The 25,147-nt window shown below is 66.6% G+C and carries 26 protein-coding genes and 1 pseudogene; 10 read left to right on the top strand and 17 right to left on the bottom strand.

Going from position 1 to position 25,147, the window contains the following annotated elements; all coding sequences use genetic code 11:
- Positions 1–11: 11 nt before the first annotated feature.
- Both ACW175_RS05825 and ACW175_RS05820 read right to left on the bottom strand, forming a co-directional pair.
- On the bottom strand, positions 12–470 hold the full coding sequence (locus ACW175_RS05825) for a DUF4112 domain-containing protein (RefSeq protein WP_492103673.1): 459 nt from the start codon (positions 468–470) through the stop codon (positions 12–14).
- Positions 471–512: 42 nt separating this feature from the next.
- A complete protein-coding gene (locus ACW175_RS05820; protein ID WP_492104902.1) occupies positions 513–977 on the bottom strand; it encodes a DUF4112 domain-containing protein in 465 nt (154 codons plus the stop codon).
- A gap of 181 nt (positions 978–1,158) precedes the next feature.
- Between ACW175_RS05820 and ACW175_RS05815 the strand changes: the two genes are divergently transcribed.
- Positions 1,159–1,476, top strand: a complete 318-nt coding sequence (locus tag ACW175_RS05815; RefSeq protein ID WP_492103672.1) for a heavy metal-binding domain-containing protein — start codon at positions 1,159–1,161, stop codon at positions 1,474–1,476.
- Here ACW175_RS05815 and phaH read toward each other — a convergent pair.
- The 4 genes from phaH to ACW175_RS05795 all read right to left on the bottom strand — a co-directional run bounded on the left by phaH (position 1,473) and on the right by ACW175_RS05795 (position 5,378).
- Positions 1,473–2,192 carry a phasin PhaH gene (phaH, locus tag ACW175_RS05810; protein ID WP_492103671.1) on the bottom strand — a complete coding sequence of 240 codons (720 nt, stop codon included), beginning with the start codon at positions 2,190–2,192 and terminating at the stop codon, positions 1,473–1,475. The genes ACW175_RS05815 and phaH overlap by 4 nt on opposite strands.
- Before the next feature lie 90 nt (positions 2,193–2,282).
- A complete protein-coding gene (chrA, locus tag ACW175_RS05805; RefSeq protein WP_492103670.1) occupies positions 2,283–3,566 on the bottom strand; it encodes a chromate efflux transporter in 1,284 nt (427 codons plus the stop codon).
- Positions 3,563–4,384 carry a 23S rRNA (adenine(2030)-N(6))-methyltransferase RlmJ gene (rlmJ, locus tag ACW175_RS05800; protein ID WP_492103669.1) on the bottom strand — a complete coding sequence of 274 codons (822 nt, stop codon included), beginning with the start codon at positions 4,382–4,384 and terminating at the stop codon, positions 3,563–3,565. Before rlmJ ends, chrA begins: the two co-directional genes overlap by 4 nt.
- 10 nt (positions 4,385–4,394) lie before the next feature.
- Positions 4,395–5,378: a helix-turn-helix transcriptional regulator gene (locus ACW175_RS05795; RefSeq protein WP_492103668.1), complete on the bottom strand. Its 984-nt coding sequence runs from the start codon at positions 5,376–5,378 to the stop codon at positions 4,395–4,397.
- 98 nt (positions 5,379–5,476) lie between these two features.
- On the opposite strand from ACW175_RS05795, the gene ACW175_RS05790 reads away from it, so the two are divergent.
- The 3 genes from ACW175_RS05790 (at position 5,477) to ACW175_RS05780 (ending at position 9,566) form a co-directional block, all read left to right on the top strand.
- The gene (locus ACW175_RS05790) at positions 5,477–5,827 is read left to right on the top strand and encodes a hypothetical protein (RefSeq protein ID WP_492103667.1); all 351 of its coding nucleotides are present in this window, start codon (positions 5,477–5,479) and stop codon (positions 5,825–5,827) included.
- A gap of 293 nt (positions 5,828–6,120) precedes the next feature.
- Positions 6,121–8,646, top strand: a complete 2,526-nt coding sequence (locus ACW175_RS05785) for a TonB-dependent receptor plug domain-containing protein (RefSeq protein ID WP_492103666.1) — start codon at positions 6,121–6,123, stop codon at positions 8,644–8,646.
- A gap of 290 nt (positions 8,647–8,936) precedes the next feature.
- The gene (locus tag ACW175_RS05780) at positions 8,937–9,566 is read left to right on the top strand and encodes a hypothetical protein (RefSeq protein WP_492103665.1); all 630 of its coding nucleotides are present in this window, start codon (positions 8,937–8,939) and stop codon (positions 9,564–9,566) included.
- On the opposite strand, the gene ACW175_RS05775 is transcribed toward ACW175_RS05780, so the two are convergent.
- Positions 9,558–10,127 (bottom strand): GNAT family N-acetyltransferase, encoded by a 570-nt coding sequence (locus ACW175_RS05775; protein WP_492103664.1) that lies wholly within the window; start codon positions 10,125–10,127, stop codon positions 9,558–9,560. The genes ACW175_RS05780 and ACW175_RS05775 overlap by 9 nt on opposite strands.
- Positions 10,128–10,398: 271 nt before the next feature.
- On the opposite strand from ACW175_RS05775, the gene ACW175_RS05770 reads away from it, so the two are divergent.
- The 3 genes from ACW175_RS05770 (at position 10,399) to ACW175_RS05760 (ending at position 12,969) form a co-directional block, all read left to right on the top strand.
- Positions 10,399–12,000 carry a flavin monoamine oxidase family protein gene (locus tag ACW175_RS05770; RefSeq protein WP_492103663.1) on the top strand — a complete coding sequence of 534 codons (1,602 nt, stop codon included), beginning with the start codon at positions 10,399–10,401 and terminating at the stop codon, positions 11,998–12,000.
- Positions 12,001–12,014: 14 nt separating this feature from the next.
- The gene (locus ACW175_RS05765) at positions 12,015–12,404 is read left to right on the top strand and encodes a c-type cytochrome (RefSeq protein ID WP_492104901.1); all 390 of its coding nucleotides are present in this window, start codon (positions 12,015–12,017) and stop codon (positions 12,402–12,404) included.
- 82 nt (positions 12,405–12,486) lie between these two features.
- Positions 12,487–12,969, top strand: a complete 483-nt coding sequence (locus tag ACW175_RS05760) for a RidA family protein (protein WP_492103662.1) — start codon at positions 12,487–12,489, stop codon at positions 12,967–12,969.
- A 167-nt stretch (positions 12,970–13,136) separates the two neighbouring features.
- Here the strand turns inward: ACW175_RS05760 and ACW175_RS05755 are convergent, their stop codons facing one another.
- The 8 genes and pseudogenes from ACW175_RS05755 to ACW175_RS05720 all read right to left on the bottom strand — a co-directional run bounded on the left by ACW175_RS05755 (position 13,137) and on the right by ACW175_RS05720 (position 19,103).
- Positions 13,137–13,331, bottom strand: a complete 195-nt coding sequence (locus tag ACW175_RS05755) for a hypothetical protein (protein ID WP_492103661.1) — start codon at positions 13,329–13,331, stop codon at positions 13,137–13,139.
- Positions 13,332–13,406: 75 nt separating this feature from the next.
- The gene (locus ACW175_RS05750; RefSeq protein ID WP_492103660.1) at positions 13,407–13,799 is read right to left on the bottom strand and encodes a Rieske (2Fe-2S) protein; all 393 of its coding nucleotides are present in this window, start codon (positions 13,797–13,799) and stop codon (positions 13,407–13,409) included.
- Positions 13,796–14,803, bottom strand: coding sequence for a fumarylacetoacetate hydrolase family protein (locus ACW175_RS05745; protein ID WP_492103659.1), 1,008 nt, complete (start codon positions 14,801–14,803; stop codon positions 13,796–13,798). Before ACW175_RS05745 ends, ACW175_RS05750 begins: the two co-directional genes overlap by 4 nt.
- 26 nt (positions 14,804–14,829) lie before the next feature.
- Positions 14,830–16,107: a homogentisate 1,2-dioxygenase gene (gene hmgA / locus ACW175_RS05740; RefSeq protein WP_492103658.1), complete on the bottom strand. Its 1,278-nt coding sequence runs from the start codon at positions 16,105–16,107 to the stop codon at positions 14,830–14,832.
- A 24-nt stretch (positions 16,108–16,131) separates the two neighbouring features.
- Positions 16,132–16,233, bottom strand: a pseudogene (locus tag ACW175_RS05735) (hypothetical protein); the annotation flags it as partial.
- Positions 16,234–16,258: 25 nt separating this feature from the next.
- Positions 16,259–17,320, bottom strand: coding sequence for a 4-hydroxyphenylpyruvate dioxygenase (hppD, locus tag ACW175_RS05730; protein ID WP_492103657.1), 1,062 nt, complete (start codon positions 17,318–17,320; stop codon positions 16,259–16,261).
- Positions 17,317–18,504, bottom strand: a complete 1,188-nt coding sequence (locus ACW175_RS05725) for an amino acid aminotransferase (protein ID WP_492103656.1) — start codon at positions 18,502–18,504, stop codon at positions 17,317–17,319. Before ACW175_RS05725 ends, hppD begins: the two co-directional genes overlap by 4 nt.
- Positions 18,505–18,635: 131 nt before the next feature.
- A complete protein-coding gene (locus tag ACW175_RS05720; RefSeq protein WP_099576249.1) occupies positions 18,636–19,103 on the bottom strand; it encodes an Lrp/AsnC family transcriptional regulator in 468 nt (155 codons plus the stop codon).
- Between the two features lie 139 nt (positions 19,104–19,242).
- Between ACW175_RS05720 and ACW175_RS05715 the strand changes: the two genes are divergently transcribed.
- From ACW175_RS05715 to ACW175_RS05705, 3 genes are all read left to right on the top strand, one after another.
- Positions 19,243–19,467 (top strand): hypothetical protein, encoded by a 225-nt coding sequence (locus ACW175_RS05715; RefSeq protein ID WP_492103655.1) that lies wholly within the window; start codon positions 19,243–19,245, stop codon positions 19,465–19,467.
- Positions 19,464–20,360, top strand: coding sequence for an SPFH domain-containing protein (locus ACW175_RS05710; protein WP_492103654.1), 897 nt, complete (start codon positions 19,464–19,466; stop codon positions 20,358–20,360). The genes ACW175_RS05715 and ACW175_RS05710 overlap by 4 nt, the downstream gene beginning before the upstream one ends.
- Before the next feature lie 207 nt (positions 20,361–20,567).
- The gene (locus tag ACW175_RS05705; protein WP_492103653.1) at positions 20,568–21,512 is read left to right on the top strand and encodes a CPBP family intramembrane glutamic endopeptidase; all 945 of its coding nucleotides are present in this window, start codon (positions 20,568–20,570) and stop codon (positions 21,510–21,512) included.
- Between the two features lie 48 nt (positions 21,513–21,560).
- On the opposite strand, the gene ACW175_RS05700 is transcribed toward ACW175_RS05705, so the two are convergent.
- Positions 21,561–23,438, bottom strand: a complete 1,878-nt coding sequence (locus ACW175_RS05700) for a M61 family metallopeptidase (RefSeq protein ID WP_492103652.1) — start codon at positions 23,436–23,438, stop codon at positions 21,561–21,563.
- 171 nt (positions 23,439–23,609) lie between these two features.
- On the bottom strand, positions 23,610–25,142 hold the full coding sequence (gene ftsZ, locus ACW175_RS05695; RefSeq protein ID WP_492103651.1) for a cell division protein FtsZ: 1,533 nt from the start codon (positions 25,140–25,142) through the stop codon (positions 23,610–23,612).
- Between the last annotated feature and the right edge of the window lie 5 nt (positions 25,143–25,147).

Below are 25,147 nucleotides of genomic sequence, written 5' to 3'. Positions count from 1 at the left end.
CTCTCGTCCAGCTATGTCTTGCGACCGAACAGGCCGCGCTTCTTTTGGGAGCGCTCGAAGGCGATCTCCTCGGGGAGGCCGTGGCGGGCTTCGATGTCCTTCTGCAGCGCCTTGGCGGCCATCAGGTGTCCGGGGAACAGGGTGTCGATCGCCCAGCCCAGGCCGGGCACGGTGTCCGAGATGTTGTCGATCGCCAGATAGGCGCCCATGCGCAGTAAGGTGCCCGCCGACGCGCCGCCTTGGACGGCATGGAACATCAACAGGCCGCCCGCGCCCAAGCCGTAGACTAGGCCCACGCCTGGCACCCAGGCCAGCACGCCGTCCAGGCCCAGGCCAATGGGGCCAATGCCGATCAGTCGGTCGGAGATGCGCTTGATCGTCTCGGCCGAACGCCAGGCACGATGGGCCTTGGCGCGACGGCCCGCGTGGCTGTCCGCATAGGCGGAGGAGACGGAGATGTCGTCGGTCATGTTTCCCTGAACGCTCCGCCCGCAAGTTGGTTGTGAAGTTGCCTAGCCCAGGAAAACCACGCGGCGCCTTTCCTTGCCCGCCTGGATGCTGGCCAGCAGGTCGCGATACTCCTGGGTGCCCTGCACGTCCTTGCGCGAGCCCTCGAAATAGATCGTGTCGTCCATGTGCTTGGTCAGCATGTCAGCCGACCACTTGTGGCCCGTGAAAAGCACGTCGATCGCCTTGCCGGCCACGGGGATCGAGCCAGCGACCGTGTCGATCAGGATGATGGCGCAGATCTGGATGACGATCATCGGCGCGGCCCGCGCCCGCACGGCGTCGAACACGATAAGGCCGCCCGCGCCCAGGCTGTAGAGCTCACCCGCCCCTGGGATCCAGGTCAGCAGGCCGTCCAGGCCGATACCCAGAGGCCCGACGCCCACGACGTTGTCGGACAGCTTCTTCACCCGCTCCACGTTGTTGCGGATGTTGTGCAGTTCGACGTGCGATTTCGCGAAGATCACCAGGCGGCTCCGGACGCGGTAAACGCGGGCAATCTGCCCCAAGCACGGCCTCGCAGGAAGGGCTCACCGCCAGATTCCCCTTTCGAGCGAACGTCGTGATCGAAAGGCTCGCTTTTCTGGGGAGCCCCTCGCGGACGGCGACGTTTGCGCCTAAGTTAACCTTACGATGCGCCAGGAATCCCGGATGCTGATCACCACCACGCCGTTCATCGAGGGACACCCGGTCCAGGAGTACAAGGGCGCGATCTACGCCCAGTCGATCCTGGGCGCGAATGTCGTGCTCGACCTGATGGCGGCCATCCGCGATTTCATTGGCGGCCACTCCAAGTCCTACGAGCGGGTGCTGGCCCGCGCCCGCGAGGACGCCATGAAGGCGTTGGTCAAGGAAGCCGAGAAGGTCGGCGCCAACGCCATCCTGGCCGTCGACCTCGACTACAACACCGTCGGCCCGAACGCCCAGATGATGATGGTCTCGGTGTCCGGGACGGCCGTCGTTCTTTAATCCTCGGCGGGCGCCGCGAATCGCTGGGCTTGAGCGATCCAGGCCTCGCGCACGGCGCGACCCTTGAGGTTTAGAAGCTGGTCGTACGAATCCAGCTCGTCCGGTGTCCAGGCCGCGATCTGGCTGAACTTGGTCACGCCCAGCTCGGCCAAAGAGGCGGCCAGCTTCGGGCCGACGCCAACCAGCTTGGTCAGGTCGTCGAGCGCGGCTTCGACGGCGGCGGGCGCCGCCTCGACGGCCTCGACGACGCTGTTGGCGGCCTCGGCTACGACCGGTTCAGCCGCGACGACAGGCTCGACCACCGCCTCCGCCACGTCCTCGTTGGCGGCGACCACGGTCTCGACAATCGGCTCGGCGGCCGCTTCGACGGTCTCCTGGGTCGCATCGAGGACCGTCTCGGTAGCCTCGGCCACCAGGGTGACGGCGTCCACGACCGGTTCGGTCACGGCCTCAAGCACAGGCTCCGGCGGCGCCTCCAGCACGGCCAAGGACTCGACCGGCGGGGCGACGGGCTCGGGCGCCAGGGCCATCAGCGACTCGAGATTGACCGCCTCGCGCCAACGATTGGCCCACCACCAGTAGGTGGCGCCGGCCGCGGCCGCGCCGCCGAACATAAACCACAGCGGCGAGGCGGCGCCGATCACCACGTGGGGCGCGGTCTCGGGCTCGACCTTGTCGGTCTTGTAGGCGGGAAGGAAGGAGAAGATCGAAACCATGGCGCGCTCCGTTGGGCTGGCAATCGCGATCTATTGCAATGCAGCATAACACGGAAAATTCGTTCGCAAGCGCAAAAATTTGACCTTAGGTCAACTTGCTCCAACGACCTTCAACAGCGCGCCCGCCGCGACCATCACGCCGATCATCGCCAGCATCGGCAGACGCGTGGCGAAGGTCAGCGCCAGCGCCAATATGGTCAGGCCCAGGGCGGCCAAGTTCAAGCTCCCGAGATCAGGCAGCATCACGCTAAGCAGGCCCGCCACCTCCATCGTCTGTCCGCCGCGGAAAAGCAGGTGGATGGCGAACCACAGGGCCAGCTGGCCGATCACGCCGACGGCGGCGGCCGAGATCATGGCGAGCGCCCGGGCGGGCTTGGGCCGGCGCCCCCAGCGCTCGAACAGGGGCCCGCCGGCGAAGATCCACAGGAACGACGGCGCGAAGGTCGTCCACGCCGCCATCAACCCGCCCAGCACGGCCAGGACCCAGGCCCAGTCGACCGGCGCTGTCTGGAAGGCGCCGACGAAGCCGACGAAGACGAAGAAAAGGATCAGCGGCCCAGGCGTGGTCTCGGCCAAGCCCAGGCCGTCCAGCATCTGGGTCGCCGACAGCCAGCCCAGCGCGGAGGCCGACTGCCCGACATAGGCCAGGGCCGCATAGGCGCCGCCGAAGCTGATGACCGCGAGGCCGCCGAAGGTCAGGCCCATCCACGCCAGGACGGAGTTCGGCGCGACCAGCCACGCCAGGGCGATCGGCGCCAGCCACAGCGCCAGACAAATGAACGCGGTTCTCGCCTGCCCCTTCGGCGGCGGCGGCGGCGGAGCGGCCTCCCCTTCACCGCCCTTGGCCGTCAGCCACCCCACGGCGCCCGCGCAAATGATCACCAAAGGAAACGGCAGGGTCGTGAAGGCCATTATCGCGAAGGCCGCGCCCGCGACGGCCGCCGCCGTACGGTCCTTGATCGCGCGCTGGCCAATCTTCAGCAAAGCCCGCAGGACCAGGGCGACCACCGCCGCTTTCAGCCCCAGCAGCACCGGCCCGGCCCAGTCCGATCGGCCGTGGACGACATAGAGCGCCGAGAGGCCCAGCACCACGAGAAGGCCTGGCAGCACGAACAACAGGCCCGCCGCGACGCCGCCGCGGACGCCGTGCATCCGCCAGCCCAGCCAGGTGGCCAGTTGCTGCGCCTCGGGACCCGGCAGCAGCATGCAGAAGCTCAAGGCCCGCGCGAATTCCTCGTCATCGATCCAGTCCCGGGCCTCGACGACTTCTCTATGCAGCAGCGCGATCTGGCCGGCGGGACCGCCGAAGCCCAGCAGTCCGACCTTCAGCCAGACGCGGACGGCCTCTGCGAAGCTGGGCGGGCCGCTCGTCACGTCCGCCAGACGCGCGAACGGCCGCCGGTCTCGCCCAGGCGCGCGGCGATCCAGTCGCCCGCCCGCGCCGCCGCCTCGTCGACCGAGGCCGGCGCGCCGATCATCACCATCGCGCAGCCGTTCATCTTCATGGGATCCGTCAGCGGCCGGAGGCGGAGTTCCGCCACTAGCAGCCGGTCCGTGACGCTTTCCATCCCACGCAGGAAGGCGTCGAAGGTCTCCAGGTCCTTGATCGGCAGCCAGATGGCCAGGGCCGCGTCGCGCGCGCGGGCCAGGACGTCGCGAGCCGTGGCCACGATCCGCTGGTAGTCGTCCGGCCGCTCGAACGGTGGGTCGATGACGATGAAGGGACGGCCGCCCTTGCCGGCCTGGTTCACGGCGGCGGCGTAGCCGTCGGCCTCAAGGGCCTGGGCGTTGGCGTACGGCGCCAGGCTCTTGCGCAGCAACGCCACGTCGTCCGGCCGCAGTTCGCAGCCCACATAGCGGTCGACCTTGCGCAGCGCGCGCGCCATCAGCAGCGGCGAGCCGGGATAGAGGTCGCCATCCTTGCCGCCATTCATGTCGGCTACGGCCTTCAGCAGCGGACCGAACACCGCCGGCGCATCGCCCGCCGCCTTCAACCGAAAGATTCCCGCCTGGGCCTCTCCCGAGCGGCGGGCCATCTCGCCGGAGAGATCGTAGCCGCCCGCCCCCGCATGGGTATCGATCACCGAGAGCGCCTCGCTCTGATCCCCCAAGGCCGACAGCATGGCCAGCAGGATCGCGTGCTTGTGCAGGTCGGCGAAGTTGCCGGCGTGGAAGGCGTGTCGGTAGTTCATGCGACCGCTCCTACCACGCCCCGTGCGCCCGACCAGCCTCGCGCAGCTCCTCGACCATCTTATCCTTCAGCACTCGCGGCGCGACGATCTCGACGGCGTCGCCCCAGGTGAAGAGGTGCCAGGCCAGCTCCCGCATGCCGCCGGCGCGGAAGGTCACTGTAACCGAGCCATCCGGCTCCTGCGTCACCGTCTGCGTCGGGTGGAAGCGCCAGCGCAGGGCGTCCTCGGCCCCCTTCGGCTTGATGCGCAGGACCACGTCCTGGATCTCGTCGTGATAGATGCCGAAGCTCTCGTCGGCGAAGGCTTGCAGTGAGAACCCCTCCGGCGGCGGGGCGGGCTTGTCCAGCGCCTTCAGGTCGGTCATGCGGTCCAGACGCCACGAGCGCGGCTTGCCGCCCTTGCCCTCCAGCGCCACCAGGTAGTTGCTGCGGCCGAACAGGACGCCCAACGGCGTCACCTCCCGCGTGCGCCCGGGCGTACTGCCGCCCTCGTAGCGGAACGAGAGCGCCGACAGACCTTTGATCGCCGTGCGGATCGTGGCCAACACCGACTCTTCCTCGAAGGGACGGGGGCCGGCGTGGACGGCGATCATCTCGGCCTGGACCAGGGCCTCGACGTCCGGGGCCACCCGTCGGCGGGCCGAACCGCGCAGGGCCGACAGCAGCTTGGCCTCGAGGGCATGAAGCGAGGCCGCGCGGCTCTCGGCGCCCGAAGCGCGCAGCGAATCCGCCGCCGTGCGCAAAGCCGCCAGCTCCTCGGCGGTCGGGGTCTGAAACAGGCCGTCCAGGCCCGAGGGGATGCGGAAGCGCTTGGTCGGCGGGTCGTCGATCGCCTCCATCTGCGGGAAGGCGGCCCACACGGCGTCGCGCATCCGCTCGGCGGTGCGACGGCCGACGTCCAGCGCCTGGGCCATCTCGTCCAGGGTCAGGCCTTCAGCCGAGCCGGCCAACATGCGGGCCAGGTCCAGCAGGCGGGTTGCTTTCTCGTGTCTCATGCGTTCCCCAAACAGACCCGCAGCTTACGACCGTTTCTGTCGCAATGCCCGCACATTCTGCGGATGTCGAGCCTGGAGAAGCCCCGGAGGAGCCTTGTATGTCGCGCTTTGCCTGCAGCCCCTGGGCTACCGCGCCCGTGAACTCGGCCATGATCTCGGCCGTGCTGGACTTCGCCGACATCCATCGCGACCTGGGCGGCGGCCGTACTCTGCGCCGGATCAGCCACGAACGCGCGGCGCGCGCCGACATCTTCCTGCTGCTCGGGCGCGACGCCGGGCGGGTCACCGACATCGGCCTGGTCTGGAACGATCGCGAGGACCAGATCGTCCGCGTCACCGACGACGCCGAGCTGCGTGATTCCCGGATGGCCGCCTGGGAAGAGGCTTTCGACCTGTTCGAGACCGAAGAGACCGACGAACTGGCCGAGCCGACACGCCTCGTCGCCTGAACCGGACCGCGCCGCCCACGCCCCTACCGCCTCCGCGTGCGGAAAAACGCGTCCATCTGCTCAAAATACGAGATCAGCCGCCGCGCAAAGCGGCGCCCGCCGGGCGCCGAACTTTGTGTTGCGGATTTATTTCAATGCCCCATTGCCGAAATGCGCAACTTCGATCCCCATGAATAGATCGGCTAGCATCCGATATATTTTTAGTACCCGCGTCAAAAATAAGAAAACGGGGAGAAAAACGCCATGGAGAAGGGAATCATCGCGCGTTCATAAATACAAAGAGGGGGCTACTAATGACTCAGCGTTTCAAACCCGCCCTGTTGGCGGGTATTTCGGCGCTATCGATTACTTTTGGATACTCTTCAGCGGCCTATGCCGCTGATGCGCCTGACAAGGCGCCAGATCAGACTGAAGTCGACACCATCATCGTTACCGGCACGCGCCAGACGGGTCTGCGCGTGATCGACAGCCCCGCCCCCGTCCAGGTCGTCGACACCAGCACGCTGGAACGCACCGGCGCGGTCGACCTGCGCCTTGGCCTCGCCAACCTGGTCCCGTCGTTCAACGCCCAGGCGTTCGGCGGCGACACCGCCAACCTGACCCTTTCGGCCCGCCTGCGCGGCCTCTCGCCCAACCAGGCCCTGGTGCTGGTCAACGGCAAACGCCGCCACACCACCGGCAACCTCGCCGTTCTCTCGGGCGTCTATCAGGGCGCCGCGGCGGCGGACCTGGGCTTCATCCCGATGGCCGGCATCGGCCGGATCGAAGTGCTGACGGACGGCGCCGCCGCCCAGTACGGCACCGACGCCATCGCCGGCGTCGTCAACATCATCCTGAAGAAGAACCCGTCGGGCGGCTCGATCTCGGCCACGGGCGGCGAATATTTCGACGGCGGCGGCAAGACGGCCGGCGGCTCGATCAATATCGGCATGGCGCCGACCGAGAACAGCTATCTGAACCTGACGGTCGAGAGCAAATACCACGGCTTCTCCAACCGCGGCCTGCCTGACCAACGCGTTTTCAATCCTGCCAGCCCCAGCTATTCGGCCGCCAACAACGCCGTCGAAAGCAAGATTCCGGGCTATCCGAACCTGAACCTGATCTCGGGCGACGCCGAGTATCGCCTGAACAATCTGGCCTTCAACGCCGGCGTCGAGCTGCCGGCCGACTTCGAGGTCTATTCATTCGGCACCCTAGGCCACAAGGACGCCTCGGCTTACGAAAACTACCGCCGCTACAACCGTATCCAGGGCAAGCAGGGCGCGGCCGACAGGCCTCTCCCGCTGGGCTTCAGCCCTCGTGAGCGGATCATCGAGGACGACTACGCCCTGACCCTGGGCGTCTCGGGCAAGCTGGCCGGCTGGGATCTCGACGTCTCGTCGACCTACGGCAAGGACGACATCGAGGTGCGTGTCGAGGATTCGGCCAACGCCAGCCTCTATGCCGATACCTCGACCCTGACGACCAAGGGCTTCACCCCGACCTCGTTCCACGCCGGCAGCTGGCGCACGACCCAGTGGACCAACAATATCGACCTGCGTCGCGGCTTCGACGTCGGCCTGTCGGCGCCGGTGGACGTCGCCGTCGGCTACGAACAGCGCCGCGATACCTACCGCATCGGCCAGGGCGACGCCGCCTCGACCTATAAGGAAGGCTCGCAGTCCTATCCGGGCTTCCAGAGCACCGACGCCGGCGGCCACGCCCGCACAAGCTGGGCGCTGTACGGCGACGTCGCCGCCACCCCGGTTCCGGAGTGGAAGATCGACGCGGCCGTCCGCTACGAGAAGTTCAGCGACTTCGGCGACACCACCGTGGCCAAGCTGACCAGCCGCTATGACTTCAGTGAGAAGTTCGCCATCCGCGGCACGGTCTCGACCGGCTTCCGCGCGCCGACCCTGGCGGAATCCTACTACTCGGCGACCAACGTCTCGCCGACCAGCGCCTTCGTGCAACTGGCGCCGAACTCGGCGGCTGCTCGCCTGCTGGGCATCGATGGGCTGAAGCCCGAGAAGTCGAAGAACTACAGCCTCGGCATCGTGGCCCACCCGATCCCGAAGATGACGGCGACGATCGACGCCTACCAGATCAACCTGAAGAACCGCATCTTCGGTTCCAGCTCGGTCTACGGCCTGCGTAACGGCGTCGTGGTCAACAGCAACGTCAACGCCGCGATCGCCGCCAACGGCAACGTGCTGGACAGCACGGTGGCCAGCACCGGCATCAACATCTTCTCGAACGGTCTGGACACCCGCACCCGCGGCCTGGACTTCGTGGTCGCCTATCCGACCGACCTGGGTGACATGGGCCGCATCGACTGGACGCTGTCGGGCAACTTCAACAAGACCAAGATCACCAAGGTCAAGGCCGCGCCGACGGCCCTGGCGACCACCAGCACCGCCTTCCCGTCGGGCCAGGTCCTGTTCGCCGGCAACGCCGCCTCGCTGCTCGAAAAGGCCGCGCCGAAGTACAAGATCGGCGTCAACGGCCTCTACACCTTCGGCAAGCTGTCGCTGTCGCTGACCGAGACCTTCTACGGCAAGGCCTCGGCCCTGTCCGACCCCGGCACCGGTCCGCTGCTCGACACCGTGGCCAGCAGCGCGGCGATCACCGACGCCGAGCTTTCGTACAAGTTCCCGGTCGGCGTCACCGCCGCGATTGGGGCCAACAACCTGTTCAACAAGTATCCGGACAAGTTCACGGCCGCGTTCCAGACCGCCTGTATCGCCTCGGGCAGCGGCTGCGTGACCCAGTACCCCGGTTTCTCGCCTTACGGCATCAACGGCGGCTACTACTACGGCCGACTGACCTACGCCTTCTAAGGCTTGGGCTCAGACTAAACGCGAGGGGGCGGGCCGAAAGGTCCGCCCCTTTTGCGTGGGAACGAAAATCATGGTTGTTCACCGCACGGCTTGATAAGATCGGGCATGGTCAAGCGCGCTAGCTCCAGTCCTTCGCATTCTCCCACAGGGGCATGGGGTAACCCTGTGTCGAAGGGCGGACAGATCACCTTGACCGAGGCGACAAAGGTTGTGGGCTCCTACTTTGGAAGCCGCGACCCCAAAGGCTCGACGCATCCAGCGCCACCCAATAGGTCGACCCCGCCTCGCAAGTGACTGAAAGCTCAACTCGCGACGTCTTCATCAACTGCCCGTTCGACCCGGAGTTCGCTCAAGGGTTTCAGGCGCTGGTCTTCTCCGTCATCGCATGCGGGTTCAGAGCTAGGTGCGCACGCGAAGCCGCCGATGCAGCCGAGAACCGCATCGACAAGATCTATCGAATTATCGAGCAGTGCCGATACGGCATCCACGATATCTCCCGGACCGAGTTGGACGACGTAAACGGCCTTCCTCGGTTCAACATGCCCCTGGAATTAGGAATCTTCCTCGGCGCAAAGCGTTTCGGCGGGCCGCTGCAGAAGAAGAAGTCCGCTTTGCTCATGGACCGTGAAGCGTACAGATTTCAGAAGTTCATTTCCGATCTGGGCGGGATAGACCCCGTTGCGCATGAATCTGATCCCCGCAGGATGGTGGAATGCGCCCGGGATTGGCTCATGACCGCATCAAGACGGGCTTCAATACCCGGCACACGAGCCGTTCTCGACTGCTACGACCAGTTCGTTGTGGCCCTGCCAGAACTGGCTCGTGATGCGAGATTAGATCCAGGGCGGATTCAGTATCCAGACTATGAGCGCCTGGTGATCGCCTGGGTGAAGCTCAGTAGGCAACGCGGCCTACTTTAGCCCCTGGAGCCCCTTGCCCATCCGGATCAACGGCACGCGGTAGCCGGTCGAGGTCACCGCCTCGAATGGCTCTATGTCGTGGTAGCCGCAAGCGCGATACAGCGGGACGCCGCCCATGGTGGCGGCCATCTCCACACGGCTGAAGCCCTCGGCGCGAGCGGCGGCCTCGCAGGCGTCCAGGACGAGCCGGCCGACGCCTTTGCGGGTATGGTCAGGGTGGGTGTACATCGCCCTCACCCGCGCCGCGTCGACCTTCGGATCCAGCAGCGCCGCGTCGCGCCCAGCCGAGTGATCGCCGCCGAACAGCGTGGCCCGCCGGCTCCAGCCGCCGCATCCGGCGATCTCCCCGGAATCCTCGACCACGAAATAGGCGCCGTCGGCGATCAACTGCGTATCCAGACCCATGATCTCGAATGAGGCCTTCACGCCCTCCGGCGGCAGGAACGCCCGCAGCAGTTCGCCGATCGCGCGATCCATCAGGGCCGACAGGACGGGCACGTCCTCCGGGACCGCGAGACGCAGGGTCAGGTCGCTCTTGGCGTCGTGTTCGGACGAATTCATAGCGACTCCATCGCGGCGTGGCGGGGGTTCAGAAAACAGGGATTCGGCATGAGGTCGGACAATGTTCCGCCCCCGCTCACCGATCGCTCACTGACCGCCTGAGGCGCCCAATGGCGAGGCGTCTAACATGTCAGTCCGCGTCTCGACTGAAAACGGATTGCTTCAGCGGGGCCATGATTTCGAGATGGCGACGTTCCGGCGCGGCAGGGTCCGCCGGCCTCGAGCTCGGCGCCTTCAGGCGCCGGCCGATAACAGACGGGCGGGGATCGTTATGAGTGGATTGGACGCGTCTTCGGCGGGTGGAGTTCTCACACGCCGTCGGTTCTTCGAAAGTTTGGCCGCTGTCGGCGGCATGTCGCTGGTTCTGTCGGGGATGGAAGCCCTCGGCTACGGCATGGCCTCGGCCACGGAGTTGCCGCCGGAGCTGACGGGCGGCGCCAAGAACACCAAGATCGTCATCCTGGGCGCGGGCCTGGCGGGCATGACCGCCGCCTACGAACTGAGTAAGGCCGGCTATCAGGTGCAGGTGCTTGAGGCCCGCTCCTTCGCCGGTGGCCGCTGCCAGACCGCCCGCAAGGGCTTCAAGCACACAGACCTGATCGGCCATGAGCAGACCTGCGAGTTCGACGAGGGCCAGTATATCAACCACGGTCCGTGGCGGATCCCGTATCACCACCGCTCGACCCTACACTACACCAAGAAGTTCGGCGTGCCGCTGGAGAGCTTCGTCAACGATAACGACGCGTCCTATGTCTATTTCGAGAAGGCGTCGGGGCCTCTGGCCGGCAAGCCGGTGCGCAAGGGTGAGATCGCCGCCGACATCCGCGGCTACACCGCCGAACTGGTCGCCAAGGCCGCCAGCCAGGGCCAGTTGGACGCGCCGCTGACCGGCATCGATCGCGAGAAGTTCGTCTCCTACCTCGTCACCGAAGGCCGGCTGTCCAAGGACCTCGCCTACAAGGGCACCGAAGGGCGCGGCTTCTCCGTCCATCCCGGCGCGGGCGTCGACCCCGGCCCCGGCAAGGAATTGCCGCCCTTCGCCTTCAAGGACGTGCTCGACAGCAACGCCTGGCGGGTGCTGAGCTCGGTCACCGGCTACGAGCAGCAGCGCACCATGCTGCAGCCTATCGGCGGCATGGACCAGATCGCCAAGGCCTTCGAAAAGCAGGTCGGGTCGATGATCCGCTACGGGGCGGTCGTCGAGAAGATCAAGCAGTCGCCCACCGGCGTGACGGTCTCGTACAAGGGCGCCGACGGCAAGAAGGCCGAGGTCACCGCTGACTACTGCCTGTGCACCATCCCGCTCAGCGTGCTGAAGCAGATCGACCTGGACGCCTCGGCCCCTTTCAAGGCGGCGATGGAGGGCGTGGCCTATGCGCCGGTCAACAAGATCGGCCTGCAGATGAAGAGCCGCTTCTGGGAGGACAACCACCACATCTACGGCGGCCACATCTACAACGACATCCCCGGGATCAACACGATCACCCTGCCCTCCTGCGGCTGGCAGGGACAGAAGGGCGTGCTCCTGGGTTACTACGCCTTCGGCGGCGAGGCGGCGCGGATCAGCGCCAAGACCCCGGCCGAGCGCGCCGCCTTCGCCGTGGCGGCGGGTCAAAAGATCTTCCCGGAATACGCCGAGAACTTCGACAACGCCTTCTCCTTCAGCTGGCACCTGGCCGAGTACAATCTGGGCGGCTGGGCCGAATGGAGCGAAGGCGGCCGCAAAAACAGCTATCCGACACTGTGCGAGCCGGACGGCCGCCTGTACCTGGCCGGCGAGCACCTCAGCTATCTGGGCGGCTGGCAGGCTGGGGCCATCGAGTCCGCCTGGCAGCAGATCGGCAAGATCCACGCCCGCGTGTCGCAAGCCTGAGACCCGAAAAGATGATGAGCAAAGCTATCCACCTTGCCGCCCTTTTCACGGCTCTCACCGTTCCCGCGCTCGCCTCGGCCGCCACGCCGCAATCTCAGTTCTTGGACAACTGTTCGGCCTGTCACCAGGCGACGGGCAAGGGCATCAAGGGCGCCTTCCCGGCCTTGGCCGGCTCGCCGCTCGTGCAGGGCGATCCGAAGATCGTCATAACCACGGTGCTGAATGGCCGCGCGGGCATGCCTGCGTTCAAGGACGACCTGACAGACGCGGATCTGGCGGCCATCCTGACGTATGTTCGCGGTTCGTGGGGCAACAAGGCCTCGGCCATCAAGCCCGCGGACGTCGTGGCCGCCCGCAACGCGGCCAAGGCCGCCGCCAAGGCGCGCGGCCTGCAGGCCCACTAACCGAAGCGTGACCGCCGAATTTGGATACCGGCTTCGGCGCCCGTCACGCGTCAATGTTTGAATTCCACAGGGAGAAGACATCATGAAACGCCTCATCGCCGTCGCCTTCGGCGTCGCCGCCCTCGCCGGCGCCGCCCACGCCCAGGAGATCGTCCGCGGCGGCGACCCCAAGTCGCCCATCGCCAGCGTGGTCACCGTCCCGGCCGGCTACGACACGATCTATGTCAGCGGCATGACCCCGCCGGTCATCGACGAGAAGGCCACCGGCGTGGCCAAGTTCGGGGACACCAAGACCCAGACCCTGGGCGTGCTGGGCCGCATCGAGGCCACCCTGAAGGCGCAGGGCGCGACCATGGCCGACGTCGTGATGATGCGCGTTCTGCTGGTCGGCGACCCGGCCAAGGACGGCAAAATGGACTTCATGGGCATGATGGAGGCCTACAAGACCTACTTCGGCACGGCGGCCCAACCCAACAAGCCCTCGCGCGTCACCAGCCAGGTGGCGTCCCTGGTCGCCGACGGCATGTTGGTCGAGATCGAGGTCCAGGCGGCCAAGAAGCACTGAGGGCCCGTCCCTTGAATTTCACCGTTACGCGAAATTAATTTCGTGACAACGTTGTCAAGGGCGATCCAAACGGCTATATGGAAATCAGCCCTTTCGGGCGTTTCCTCCCAATGACTCGGCCGCCTTCTTCTCCTGGAAGGCGGCCGTTCTTTTGTCTGGAGCTCGGCTCAGGCCGAGATATTGACCAGCACGCCCGTCAGTTCGCCGGTAGCCTGACCTAGCGCTGCGCCCGCAGCGGCCGTCGCCTTGGCGTTGGTCTGGGCTACCGCCAGCTGCGTCAGGTCGACGATCGGCGCGGCCGCCTCGCTCGAAGCCGCCGGGCGCGGCGTGTACTGGGCGGTGTTGGTGGCGGAAACCTGCACGGCGCGTTCCTTTCAGGATCGACGGCAATCTGGTCGCCAAGCCCTTAAACAGACCCGACCAAACAGGGTTAACCCTCAGGCCGTGACGATCCGCCCATCCCTCGCCTCGACCGGCCAGGGCGTCAGCTTCGCTCCGACACAGGGTCCGCCAACGCAGGCGCCCGCTTCAACCGTGAACACCGCTCCGTGCCACGAGCACAGGATCAACTCGCCGTCCGGCGTCAGGTAGCGGTCCAGCTCCTGGGCCAAGGGCAGACCGGCGTGCGGGCAGCGGTCGACATAGCCGAACACCGCCTCGCCTCGGCGCACCACGAAGCCGTGGAAGCGCGCCTCGCCGATCTGGAGAACGTAGTTCCGCGCCTTGCCGTCGGCGATCAGGTCCAGCGGGCCGAGATTGATCCCGGCCCGCGTTTCCCAGATCCGGCCTACTGCCGCGACGGCGAGCTCTTCAGGTCCTTCTAGGCTCAAACCCGCTCGACCGTCTGCTCGATGGCGCCGAAGATCGAGTGGCCCTTGGCGTCCTTCATCTCGATGCGGATGGTGTCGTCGCCCAGCAGGAAAGGCGTCTTGGCCGCGCCGGTCAGGATGGTCTCGACCGTACGCAGCTCGGCCAGACACGAATAGCCGACCCCGCCTTCGCTGATCGCCTTGCCGGGGCCGCCGTCCTCGCCACGGTTGGAGACGGTACCCGAGCCGACGATGGTGCCGGCGCTCAACGACCGGGTCTTGGCCGCGTGGGCCACCAGGGTCCCGAAGTCGAAGGTCATGTCGACGCCGGCGTCGGCCTTGCCGAAGTCCTTGCCGTCCAGTTCGACCAGCAGGGCTCCGTGCAGCTTGCCGTCCTTCCAGGCTTCGCCCAGCGCGTCCGGCGACACCGCCACCGGCGAGAAGGCGCTGGCGGGTTTGGACTGCACGAAGCCGAAGCCCTTGGCCAGCTCGCCCGGGATCAGGTTGCGCAGGGAGACGTCGTTGCAGAGCATGATCAGGCGAATAGCGGCCAGGGCCTCCTCGCGGGTCGCGCCCAGCGGCACGTCATCGACGATCACGGCGACCTCGCCCTCCAGGTCGCAGCCCCAGGAGGCGTCGGCCAGCGGGATCGGATCGCGGGGGGCCAGGAAACCGTCGGACGCGCCCTGATACATCAGGGGATCGGTCCAGAAGCTCTCGGGCATCTCCGCGCCGCGCGCCTGACGCACCAGCTGCACGTGGTTCACATAGGCCGAGCCGTCGACCCACTGGAACGCGCGCGGCAACGGGCTCAGAGCGTCGTGCTCATGGAACCGCTCCTTCGGCACCGAACCGTGCTCGAGGCTGTCGGCCAGCCCCTGCAACATCGGCCCGCAGCGCGTCCAGTCGTCCAGCGCGGCCTGCAAGGTCGGCGCGATGGTCCCGGCGTCCGTGAACCAGGCCAGGTCGTTGGAGACCACCACAAGCCGGCCGTCACGGCAGCCCTTGAGAGACGCGAGCTTCATGGGCGCTTCCTCTATTCTCGTTCTTGTTACGGCAGGCGGGCTTTGGGAAAGCCCGCCCAGCACGCGTCATAGTCACCCTGAAGCGCGGAAGTCTCCAGAGCGAACTTCGTCGGCCGGATCACCCAGCGGCTTTCGAACATGAAGGCCATGGTCCCGTCGATCTTGTGGGCCCCCAGTTCGGCCTCCGTCGCCTTGCTGTGGCTGGCGACGTCGGGACCGTGGTCGCTCATGCAGTTGTGCAGGCTGGATCCGCCCGGCGAGAAGCCGCCCTCCTTGGCGTCATAGGCGCCGTGGACCAGGCCCATGAACTCGCTCATCACGTTGCGGTGGAACCAGGGCGGGCGGAAGGTGTGCTCGGCCACCATCCAGCGCGGCGGGAAGATCACGAAGTCGCAATTGGCCGTCCCCGGCGTGTCGCTGGGCGAAGTCAGGACCGTGAAGATCGACGGATCGGGGTGGTCGAAGCTGACCGTGTTGATCGTGTTGAAGCGCGACAGTTCGTAGCGGTACGGCGCGAGGTTGCCGTGCCAGGCCACGACGTCCAGCGGGCTGTGATCCCACGCGGCGGCCCACAGCGATCCTTGAAACTTCTGGATGACGAGGGTGGGTTCGTCCACGTCCTCGAACGCCGCGACGGGGGTCTCGAAGTCGCGCGGATTGGCCAGGCCGTTGGAGCCGATCGGCCCCAGGTCCGGCAGCTTGAACGCCGCGCCATAGTTCTCGCAGACATAGCCGCGCGAGGGACCGTCGACCTCGACGCGGAACCGCACGCCGCGCGGGATCACCGCGATGTGGCCCGGACCCGCCGTCAGCACGCCCAGCTCGGTGACCAGGGTCAGCACGCCCTGCTGCGGGACGATCAAGAGCTCGCCATCGGCGTCGTAGAACACGCGGTTCTTCATCGAGGCGTTGGCCGCATAGATGTGAACGCCGATCCCATTGAGCGTCGCCGCGTCGGCGTTGCCCGCCAGGGTGACGAGGCCGTCGACGAAGTCCGTTGGCGCGGCCGGGATCTCCAGCGGGTTCCAACGCAGGCGGTTGGGCGTCACCGGCCCGCCGAACGCCGAGACCAGCCTGTCCTGGACGTAGGGCGCGTACGGGCCGTGTCCGGCGCTGGGCCTCAAACGATAAAGCCAGCTGCGCTTGTTTTCATGGCGGGGCGCGGTGAAGGCGGTGCCGGACAGCTGCTCGGCATAGAGGCCGAACGGCACGCGCTGCGGCGAGTTCTGGCCCACCGGCAGCGCGCCGGCCACGGCCTCTGTGGCGAAGTGGGCGCCGAAGCCGGTTTGGTAGCGGAGGTCCATGTGCGTTCCGAGCCCAATTTTCTTGTCATCCCGGACGCCCCTAGAGGGCGATCCGGGACCCAGGGGCCGGCGCACCGCGGTGGCCCCTGGGTCCCGGCTCTACGCTACGCTTCGGCCGGGATGACAACGAAGAGCATTGCGAGCGCTGGGCTTAAGCCTCGACCGTGATCACGCCACGGCGGATCTGGTCCAGCTCGATGCTCTCGAACAGGGCCTGGAAGTTGCCGTTGCCGAAGCCCTGGTTGCCCTTGCGCTGGATGATCTCGAAGAAGATCGGGCCGAACAGGTTCTCGGTGAAGATCTGCAGCAGCAGGCCTTCCTCGCCAACATTTCCGTCCAGCAGGATGCGGTTCCTCTTCAGGCGCTCCAGGTCCTCGCCGTGGCCGGGCACGCGCTTGTCGACCAGCTCGTAATAGGTCTCGATCGTGTCCTGCAGCTTGACGCCGCGGGCGCGCAGGCGCTCGACGGTGTCGTAGATATTGTCCGTGGTCAGGGCCAAGTGCTGGATGCCCTCGCCGTTATACTGGCGGATGAACTCCTCGATCTGGCTCTTGTCGTCCTGGCTCTCGTTCAGCGGGATGCGGATGGCCTTGTCGGGCGCGATCATCGCCTGGCTGAACAGGCCCGTGGCCTGGCCCTTGATGTCGAAATACTTCTGCTCCTCGAAGCCGAAGACGTCGCGATAGAAGGTCGACCAGGTGCGCATCTGGCCGCGCTTGACGTTGTGGGTCAGGTGGTCGAGCAGATCGAGGCCGACATTGTTGGCCGCTTCGGCCTCGGCCGCGCCGGCCACCGGGGTCCAGCTGGCGAACACCGCGTCCGCGCCTTCGACCAGGTAGAGCATCGAGCCGCCAATGCCTTCCAGCACCCGCGCGCCCTCACCCAGCACCGTGGCTGAAGCGTCGGCCGCCACGGCGCCGCGTTTCAGAGCCTCGGCATAGGCCTGCTCGACGTCGGCGACGCCGAACGCCATGCCGTTGGCCGAAGGGCCGTGGGCGGCGCGGAACGCGGCCACCTGGCCGGTCGCCTCGTCATTGACCAGCAGGTTTATTCTACCTTGCTTGTAGCGGGTCACGGCCTTGGTCGGGTGGGTCGAGGCGGCCACGAAGCCCATCTGTTCGAACAGGCCCTTCATGGCGGCCGGCTCGGGGCTGGTGAACTCGACGAAGACGAAGCCGTCGAGGCCGAGCGGGTTGTCTTGGGTCACGGTCATGCGGCTTCTCCCTGCAGGCAGGCGTTCAGCGCCCGCGCGAATGTGTCGATGTTCTCAACGGTCAGGCCGGCCAGATTGATGCGGCCAGAACCCGCCATGTAGATCGCGTGGTCCTCGCGCAGTGTCGCGACCTGGGCCGGCGACAGCGGCAGCAGGGCGAACAGGCCGTGTTGACCGGCCAGCGGCGCCAGCAGCGGAACCGCCGTCGCCAGGCGCTGGCGCAGGTGGGCCACACGCGTGCGCATGGCGTCCAGTTCGGACTTCCACAGCGCCGTGAGCGTTTCGGATTCCAGGATGATCCGAACCGTGGCGGCGCCGTGATCCGGCGGCATAGACCAGTTGGTGCGCGCGAGGGCCCGGATGTTGCTGGCGGCTAGATCGAGCGTCGCCGCGTCGCGGGTCAGGGTGTAGAGCGCGCCGACCCGCTCGCGGTAGAGGCCGAAATTCTTGTCGCAGGAATAGGCCAGCAGGCCGTCCACGGCGGCGGCCAGAACCAGACGCATGCCCGCCGCGTCTTCCTCGAGCCCCAGGCCCAGGCCCTGATAGGCCAGGTCGATCAGCGGGACGATCCCCTTTCGCGCCACCCGTTCGGCGATCGCCGCCCATTGCTCCAGGCTGTAGTCGGCGCCCGACGGGTTATGGCAGCAGGCGTGCAGCAGCACCGCGTCCCCGGCCCGCGCGGTCTCCAGCGCCGCCATCATCTCGTCGAAGCCGATGCGCTGGGCGCGCTGGTCGTAGTGGCGGAAGGTGACGGTCTCGATCCCCAGCTGGTCCAGGATCTGGGTGTGGTTGGGCCAGGTCGCCGCGCCGATGAACATGCGGATGTCCGGCTTGGCGGCCTTCAGCAGCTCGCAGGCCAAGCGCACCGCGCCGGTGCCGCCGGGCGTCTGCACGCCGAACATCTCGTGGGAAGTCGCGTCGCCGAAGATGATCGGCTTCAGCAGGTCCAGAAAGCCGATGTCGCCCTCCGGGCCAAGATACGACTTGGTGGTCTGGGTGTTCAGCAGGATCCGTTCGGCGGCCTTGACGGCCTCCAACACCGGCGTCGCGCCATGGTCGTCGCGGAACACGCCCACGCCCAGGTCGATCTTCCCGGGGCGCGGATCGCGGCGATAGAGGCCGATCAACGACAGCAGGGAGTCCGGGGCCTGGAGCGTCAGGCCGGTGAACACGGAGGAGGTCATGGCGCATTCCGGATGGATGTCGGAAGGCAGCTTATCGCGAGCCTGAAGTCAGAACGTGGCGATGATGACCAGGATATGCACCCTCATGGTCACATCATGCCAGTGATATCGCTAAAACTGGCCGAATACGATCACTCCAGATAGTCCAGCGGCAGGGCGGTGGAATCCTTGATCGTGTCCAGCACGAACGACGAGCGAATGTCCTTGACCGAGGGCATCTTCAGCAGGCGCTTCATGGTGAAGTCGGCATAGGCGTCGAGATTGGGCACGGCCACCTTCAGCAGGTAGTCGAAACTGCCGGTCATCACGTGGCAACTGACCACCTCGGGCTGGCGCAGCACGGCCTGCTGGAAAGCTTCCGCCGCGCCCTCCACGTGGTTCACCTGCACCTCGACATAGGCCAGGACGTCCAGCTTGGCCTTGCGCCGGTCCAGCAGGGCGACATAGCCGCTGATCAGCCCCGACGCCTCCAACTGCTTGACCCGGCGCAGGCATGGGCTGGGCGACAGCCCCACCCGCTCGGCCAGGTCGACGTTCGAGATCTTGCCGTCCTCCTGCAGGATCTGCAGAATCTTCCGATCGGCGCGGGTGAGCTTCATCGTGACCGGTTCAGGCTAAGCGTTGGCAGATCATGACAGTCTATCGCGCTTTCCGGTCCGAGAGGAGACGAGCCTTGCCAGCGGCGCCTGTTGAGGCTCTACCATGGGGCGAGACGAAGGTCGCCGAGGGAGGGCCGCCGTGATCTACGCAAAGGCCGCCGCCTATCTGGTCGGGTGGATGTTCCTGGCCGTCGTGCTGATGCGGGTGGTCGTCGGACCGCTGTGGGGCTCCGGCACGGACCTTGGCCTGATCGCCGCGCCCGCCGCCTTCGCCGCCGGCGTCCTGGCGCTGGGCTGGCTGGCCCGCCTTCTGCTCCGCGACCTCTCCAAGACCATGACGACATCGCCCAAGGATTCCGAATGACCGACAGTCCGTTCGCATCGCCCTCGCGCAAGCTCAAGGCGCCGTTCCAGAAGCAGGGCCAGATGATCCTGATTGGCGTCGTCGCGGTGCTGATCCTTCTGCTGGGCTCGTGCAGCGTGCTATCGCACAGCACGACGGTCGAGCCGGGCAATGTCGGGGTGAAGATCCGCACCCTGGGCTCGTCGGCTGGCGTCGCGCCCGAGCCCCTTCCCGCCCGCTGGTACTTCCGCGGGATCGGCGAGCGGATCATCCAGTACCCGGTGATCCAGCGCACCTACAGCTACACACGCGAGAAGGACGAGCGCGGCAACGAGAACGAGGAGATCACCTTCTCCGACAACACCGGCCTGCCGATGACGGCCGACATCTCGGTGACCCTGCAGGTCAATCCGGCCTCCGCCCCGAACCTCTACCAGACCTATCGCCTGTCGTTCGACCAGCTGCTGGACGGGCCCATCCGCAACGACGTCCGCTCGGCCGTCGCCGCCGAGGCCGAGAAGGTCGGGGTCGAGACCCTCTACAGCGGCGGCCGCCAGCAGGTGATCCAGCGCGCCTATGCACGCGTGGCCACCAAGTGGGCGCGCCATGGCGTGACGGTCTCGCAGCTCGACTGGATCGGCTCCATCCGCTACCCGACCGCCATCATCCAGCAGATGCAGGCCAAGACCCAGCTGGAGCAGGAGGCCCTGGCCGCCAAGGCGCTGGAAGCCAAGGAAACCGCCCTGGCCAACGCCGCCATCGCCCGCGCGCGCGGCGAGGCCGAGTCGATCCGCATCAAGGGCGAAGCCCTGCGCGCCAACCCGCAGGTGCTCCAGCAACTGGCCATCGAGAAGTGGAACGGCGAGCTGCCGAAGGTCACCGGCGGCTCCACGCCCTTCGTCAAGATCGACTAGAAGCCGCCCCAAAAGGCGCGCGGGTCGCCGCCTGGTTCCCGCGCGCCCGCACAGGAGTCGCGGTCGATCCGCCGCGCGAACATGCCGGCCGCGCCAGATGGCGAAAACTTCATGAGATATAATTAAGTACCCAGATGCGGCGTTTTACAGAATAGCGCACCCCGAAGGCCGAATACACACGGCTGCGATCTAGAACTGGGGGCGCACTTGAAAAACGTTGAACTATATGGGGCCGGAGAGCCTACACATCGTCGCACGTGGACGGCGGCTGCCATACCGCTAATTATAGTCTTCTTCGTCCTGGGCCAGCTCGTCACGATCTTCGGCGTGTTGAAGCCGATAGGCTTCCACCAGGCTGACCTCGAGACCCAATGGCTGCCGATGGTCATCCAACTGGTCGGCTTCGGCGTCACCGCGCTGCTCCTGCTCGCTTGGGTCCGCCTGTTCGAGCGCCGCTCACCGATCGTTCTGGGCCTCAACGGCCGGTTTGTTCAGCGGTACGCCCGAGGCCTGCTGGTCGGCGCGGGCTTCCTGTTCGCGGTGATCGGCCTGATCTGGGCGACGGGCGGGTATCGTATTGAGGGACACGGCGTGTGGACCGCGCCATCGCCAATGCTGTTCCTGCCCATCCTCGCCCTGTTCGGCGGCTTCATGATCCAGGGCGGGACTGAAGAGCTGCTGATGCGCGGCTGGCTGATGCAACTTGTCGCTTCGCGCCACGGCCTCGCCGCCGCGATCGTCATCAACGCCCTGCTGTTCGCGATCATGCATGGCGGCAACATCGCCCCCTCGAAGGAGCTGGCCCTGGCCTTGGCCAATCTGGTGCTCTTCGCCGTGATGATCAGCCTCTACGCAATCAAGGAAGGCTCGCTGTGGGGCGTCTGCGCCTGGCACACCGCCTGGAACTGGCTGCTGGGCGTCGGCTTTGGCCTCGAAGTCAGCGGCGGCCGTATCGCGGTCCAGAGCCTGGTCATCGACCTTGCGCCCAAGGCCAGCGCGCCCTGGTGGCTGACCGGCGGCGCCTTCGGTCCAGAGGCCAGCGTCGCGACCACCGTCGTTCTGTTCGGCGGCTCCATCTATCTCGCGGCGACCGGCGCACTGACGACGGCTCGCGCCCGCGCCGTTCCATCATGCTCGGGGCTACGCACCTAGACCGCGAGCGCTAGGGCAGGCTCGCAGGGCAAGCCCCGCCCGAATTCGCTACGGCGCCGCCTTCACCGCTTCGACCTCCGCGCCCAGCCAAGCCTTCCGGAACGCCAGCTGCGCCTCTGTCGGCTTCAGGTCTGCCTTTTCGTAGCGAACGACTTCCAGGGTCGGGTCGGCGGCGACCTTCAGCGGGGCCTCGCGGGCCTGGCCGCGCTGGACGAACTTCACGGTGGTGGCCTCGTCGGGCTTCAAGCGCTCCAGGGCGTCGGTCCAGTCGCCTTCATTGGCGAACTCGAAGCGTCCGATGCTGACGATCCGGTCGCCGACCTCGACGCCGGCGGCGTAGAGGGGGCTGTTCGGAACCGGCGGGGCGTCAAGGATCACGTCTGTCCCGCTGACCTTGACGCGCGATGCGCCCAGCCAGGCCTTCTTCGGCGACTTGGGCCGCAGCTTCAGGCCGGCCTGATCCAGCAGAGGGCCAAAGTCCGGCAGAGCCGAGCCCTCGATGCTGGCCTTGAAGAACCCGTCGGCGAAGGCCTGGTCACCCGTCGTCCTGGCCAGGGCCGCGCGGGCGTCGGCGGGCTTGTAGGCCTTCTCGTTGACGCCGTGCGCGCGCCACATCTGCTTCATGAAGTCGTCCAGACTGAGCGGCTTTTCGCGCCCGCGCAGCTGCAGATCCAGAGCCAGGCCAATCACCGCGCCGTACGGATAGTACGAGGTGAAGATGTTCGGATTGGTCGGATCCAGCGCCGCGGCGGCGTCGACGAACGGCGCGCGCAGGCTCATCTCTTGCGGCGAACCGTAGAGGCGGCCAGGACCCGTAACCACGCCGTTCAGCGTGCCCGACAGGCCGGTGAGGAACTCGTCCACCGTGGACTGGCCCGCGCGGCGGATCAGCAGCGGGCCGTAATACTGAGTAAAGCCCTCGGCGAGCCATAGCGACGGGGTCGGGTTGGCCTTGGTGAAGTCGAACGGCTCCAGTTCGGCCGGGCGGATGCGCTCCACGTTCCAGGCGTGGAAAAACTCGTGGCTGGCCGTGCCCAGCTGGCTGAAATTGCCCCGGAACAGCGAGCGCGGTTGGCTGATGAAGGTCGAGTTGCGGTGCTCCATGCCGTCGCCGGTGATCTGCGGCATGTAGTCGGCGATGAAGGTGTATTCGCCGTGGTCGAACTTCGGCAGCTCGCCGAACACCTTGATGTGCTGGGGCACGATGGCCTTCAGTTTCTCGACGAACTTGTCGGCGTCCTCGTCCGTGCCCGGATTATGCAGCGCCAGGCGGAAGGTGTAGGTGCGGCCGCTGTCGGTGACCTGCCACTCGCGCACCGTCAGGGCGCTGATCTCGGTCGGGCTGTCCATGAAGTACTGGAGGTTCGGCGCCCAGAACGCATCGGCCTCACCGGCGACGGCGGGCAGTTGCGTGGCGATCTTCCAGCTAGGATCGGCGCGCTTGAAGCGCACGCGGATCGCCTTGTCGTCATAGCCCTGGGCCCACAGGAAGGTGGCCGGCATGTTCAGGTGCGCGTGGGTCGTGTCGACCTGCGAATAGGTGCCGTCGCCGCGGTCAGCATAGAGCGTATAGGTCACCTTCACCGTGCCGTCGTGGCCCTCAACGGTCCAGCCGTAGGGCTCGCCGCGCTCCAGCTTCAGCGGCTTGCCCGCGCCGTCGACGGCGCTGACCTGGTAGACGTTTTTGGCGAACTCGTGGATCGCGTAGCGGCCAGGCGACGAGCGCGACATGCGCACCTTTAGCGGGCCTTTGGGCACGTTGCGGAAGGTGGCGACGACCTTGGCCTCGTGGTGGCGGGCGTTCTCGAACGAGACCTCGTACTGCACGGGCGCATTGGCGCCCGGATCCTTGTCCGCCGCCGGAGCGGCCGAAGCCGAGGCCGCCAACAACGCCAGCCCCGACAGGCCGTACAGGAACTTCCGCATGCGCTCTCCCCCGTCGCGAACGTCGCGATCGAAGGCGGCACTCTGGCCAAGCGGAACTGGAGTCGCAAGCAAGCCCGCGACGCAAAACGCCCCGGGATTTCTCCCAGGGCGTTTCGCGTGCGTTTAAGTTCACTTGGGCCGTTCGGAAGGATCCCGCTTGGGGTCTTCCTTTCAGTTGGCCAGACGGCGCAGGAACGACGGAATTTCCAGGTCCTCGCCGTCGTCGGTCTGCGGGGCCTCGATCGGCTGCAGCTGCGGGCGGGCGCTCTGGGCCGAACGAGCCTGCGGCTGCGGAGCCGACGAAGCCTGCTGCTCGTAGCGCTGACGGCCACCGCCGAACATCGAGAAGAACCCGCCGCCCTGCTTCTGGGGGCGACGCTCTTCGTAGTAGTTGTTCTCCGGGAACAGCGGCTCTTCGGCGACTTCATCGACCATCGGGTCGACGATGCGGGTCACCCGGGCCGAAGGCGCGGAAATACGTGGTTCTTCAGCTACACGGGGTTCGTCGTAATAGAGCTCGGCTTCCGCTTCCTGAGGCGCCGACATGACGACCTCGGGCTCCTGGGCGGGCTCGGGCGCGAAGGCCGACGACGGGCGCTCGACGGGGCGAGCGGCTTCGTAGCGGGCGGTCGGTCGGGCCGGTTCCGGTTGCGGCGCCGGAGCGCGCGCGGTGTCGGCGATCAACGGCTGGGTCGTGATGTTGCGCGAGACGGGCTTAGGCTCGATCTGGGCGATCGAGGCGCCGTCCATGCCGGTGGCGACCACCGAGACCCGGATCACGCCTTCCAGCGACGGATCGAAGGCCGCGCCGAAGATGATGTTGGCTTCCGGATCAACCTGGTCCGAGATCGCGTTGGCGGCCTCGTCGACTTCCAGCAGGGTCATGTCCATGCCGCCAGTCACGTTGACCAGCACGGCCTTGGCGCCCTTCAGCGAAACTTCGTCCAGCAGCGGGTTGGCGATGGCGTTCTGAGCGGCCATCAGGGCGCGGTCTTCGCCGGCGCCCTCGCCGGTCCCCATCATCGCCTTGCCCATCTCGGTCATGACCGTGCGGACGTCGGCGAAGTCGAGGTTGATCAGGCCCGGCAGGACCATCAGGTCGGTGATCGAGCGAACGCCCGAGTGCAGCACCTGGTCGGCCATGCCGAAGGCTTCGGCGAAGGTCGTGCGTTCGTTGGCGACGCGGAAAAGGTTCTGGTTCGGAATGACGATCAGGGTGTCGACGTAGCGCTGCAGCTCCTGGATCCCGCTGTCGGCCAGACGCATGCGGTGACGACCTTCGAAGTGGAAGGGCTTGGTCACGACGCCGACGGTCAGGATGCCGCGCTCACGGGCGCACTTGGCGATGATCGGGGCCGCGCCGGTGCCGGTGCCGCCGCCCATGCCGGCGGTGATGAAGACCATATGGGCGCCGTCGAGGTGCTCGCCGATCTCCGGAAAGCTCTCTTCAGCGGCGCTCATGCCGACTTCAGGATGCGCGCCGGCGCCCAGGCCCTGCGTGATCTGCACGCCCAGCTGGATGCGGCGGTCCGTCTTGGCGAACTGCAGCTGCTGTGCGTCGGTGTTGGCCACTACGAATTCAACACCTTCGAGGCCCGCCTCGATCATGTTGTTCACAGCGTTGCCGCCAGCGCCGCCGACACCAAACACCACGATACGCGGCTTCAGCTCGGTCGTACGCGGCGCGGAAAGAGAAATAGCCATGGGAC

The sequence above is a fragment of the Caulobacter sp. FV1ye6ST genome, from assembly GCF_058681225.1.
The sequence above is the reverse complement of the archived record's forward strand: the minus strand, read 5'-3'. Positions and strand labels throughout refer to the sequence as shown.

Excerpts from the sequence above, each read along its gene's own strand:
- ACW175_RS05775 (WP_492103664.1), bottom strand. The coding sequence starts at position 10,127 with ATGAATTCGTCCGAACACGACGCCAAGAGCGACCTGACCCTGCGTCTC.
- rlmJ (WP_492103669.1), bottom strand. The coding sequence starts at position 4,384 with ATGAACTACCGACACGCCTTCCACGCCGGCAACTTCGCCGACCTGCAC.
- ACW175_RS05785 (WP_492103666.1), top strand. The coding sequence starts at position 6,121 with ATGACTCAGCGTTTCAAACCCGCCCTGTTGGCGGGTATTTCGGCGCTA.
- ftsZ (WP_492103651.1), bottom strand. The coding sequence starts at position 25,142 with ATGGCTATTTCTCTTTCCGCGCCGCGTACGACCGAGCTGAAGCCGCGT.
- ACW175_RS05710 (WP_492103654.1), top strand. The coding sequence starts at position 19,464 with ATGACCGACAGTCCGTTCGCATCGCCCTCGCGCAAGCTCAAGGCGCCG.
- ACW175_RS05700 (WP_492103652.1), bottom strand. The coding sequence starts at position 23,438 with ATGCGGAAGTTCCTGTACGGCCTGTCGGGGCTGGCGTTGTTGGCGGCC.
- ACW175_RS05790 (WP_492103667.1), top strand. The coding sequence starts at position 5,477 with ATGTCGCGCTTTGCCTGCAGCCCCTGGGCTACCGCGCCCGTGAACTCG.
- ACW175_RS05815 (WP_492103672.1), top strand. The coding sequence starts at position 1,159 with ATGCTGATCACCACCACGCCGTTCATCGAGGGACACCCGGTCCAGGAG.
- ACW175_RS05760 (WP_492103662.1), top strand. The coding sequence starts at position 12,487 with ATGAAACGCCTCATCGCCGTCGCCTTCGGCGTCGCCGCCCTCGCCGGC.
- ACW175_RS05795 (WP_492103668.1), bottom strand. The coding sequence starts at position 5,378 with ATGAGACACGAGAAAGCAACCCGCCTGCTGGACCTGGCCCGCATGTTG.
- ACW175_RS05770 (WP_492103663.1), top strand. The coding sequence starts at position 10,399 with ATGAGTGGATTGGACGCGTCTTCGGCGGGTGGAGTTCTCACACGCCGT.
- ACW175_RS05725 (WP_492103656.1), bottom strand. The coding sequence starts at position 18,504 with ATGACCTCCTCCGTGTTCACCGGCCTGACGCTCCAGGCCCCGGACTCC.
- ACW175_RS05745 (WP_492103659.1), bottom strand. The coding sequence starts at position 14,803 with ATGAAGCTCGCGTCTCTCAAGGGCTGCCGTGACGGCCGGCTTGTGGTG.
- ACW175_RS05720 (WP_099576249.1), bottom strand. The coding sequence starts at position 19,103 with ATGAAGCTCACCCGCGCCGATCGGAAGATTCTGCAGATCCTGCAGGAG.
- hppD (WP_492103657.1), bottom strand. The coding sequence starts at position 17,320 with ATGACCGTGACCCAAGACAACCCGCTCGGCCTCGACGGCTTCGTCTTC.
- ACW175_RS05825 (WP_492103673.1), bottom strand. The coding sequence starts at position 470 with ATGACCGACGACATCTCCGTCTCCTCCGCCTATGCGGACAGCCACGCG.
- hmgA (WP_492103658.1), bottom strand. The coding sequence starts at position 16,107 with ATGGACCTCCGCTACCAAACCGGCTTCGGCGCCCACTTCGCCACAGAG.
- phaH (WP_492103671.1), bottom strand. The coding sequence starts at position 2,192 with ATGGTTTCGATCTTCTCCTTCCTTCCCGCCTACAAGACCGACAAGGTC.
- ACW175_RS05765 (WP_492104901.1), top strand. The coding sequence starts at position 12,015 with ATGAGCAAAGCTATCCACCTTGCCGCCCTTTTCACGGCTCTCACCGTT.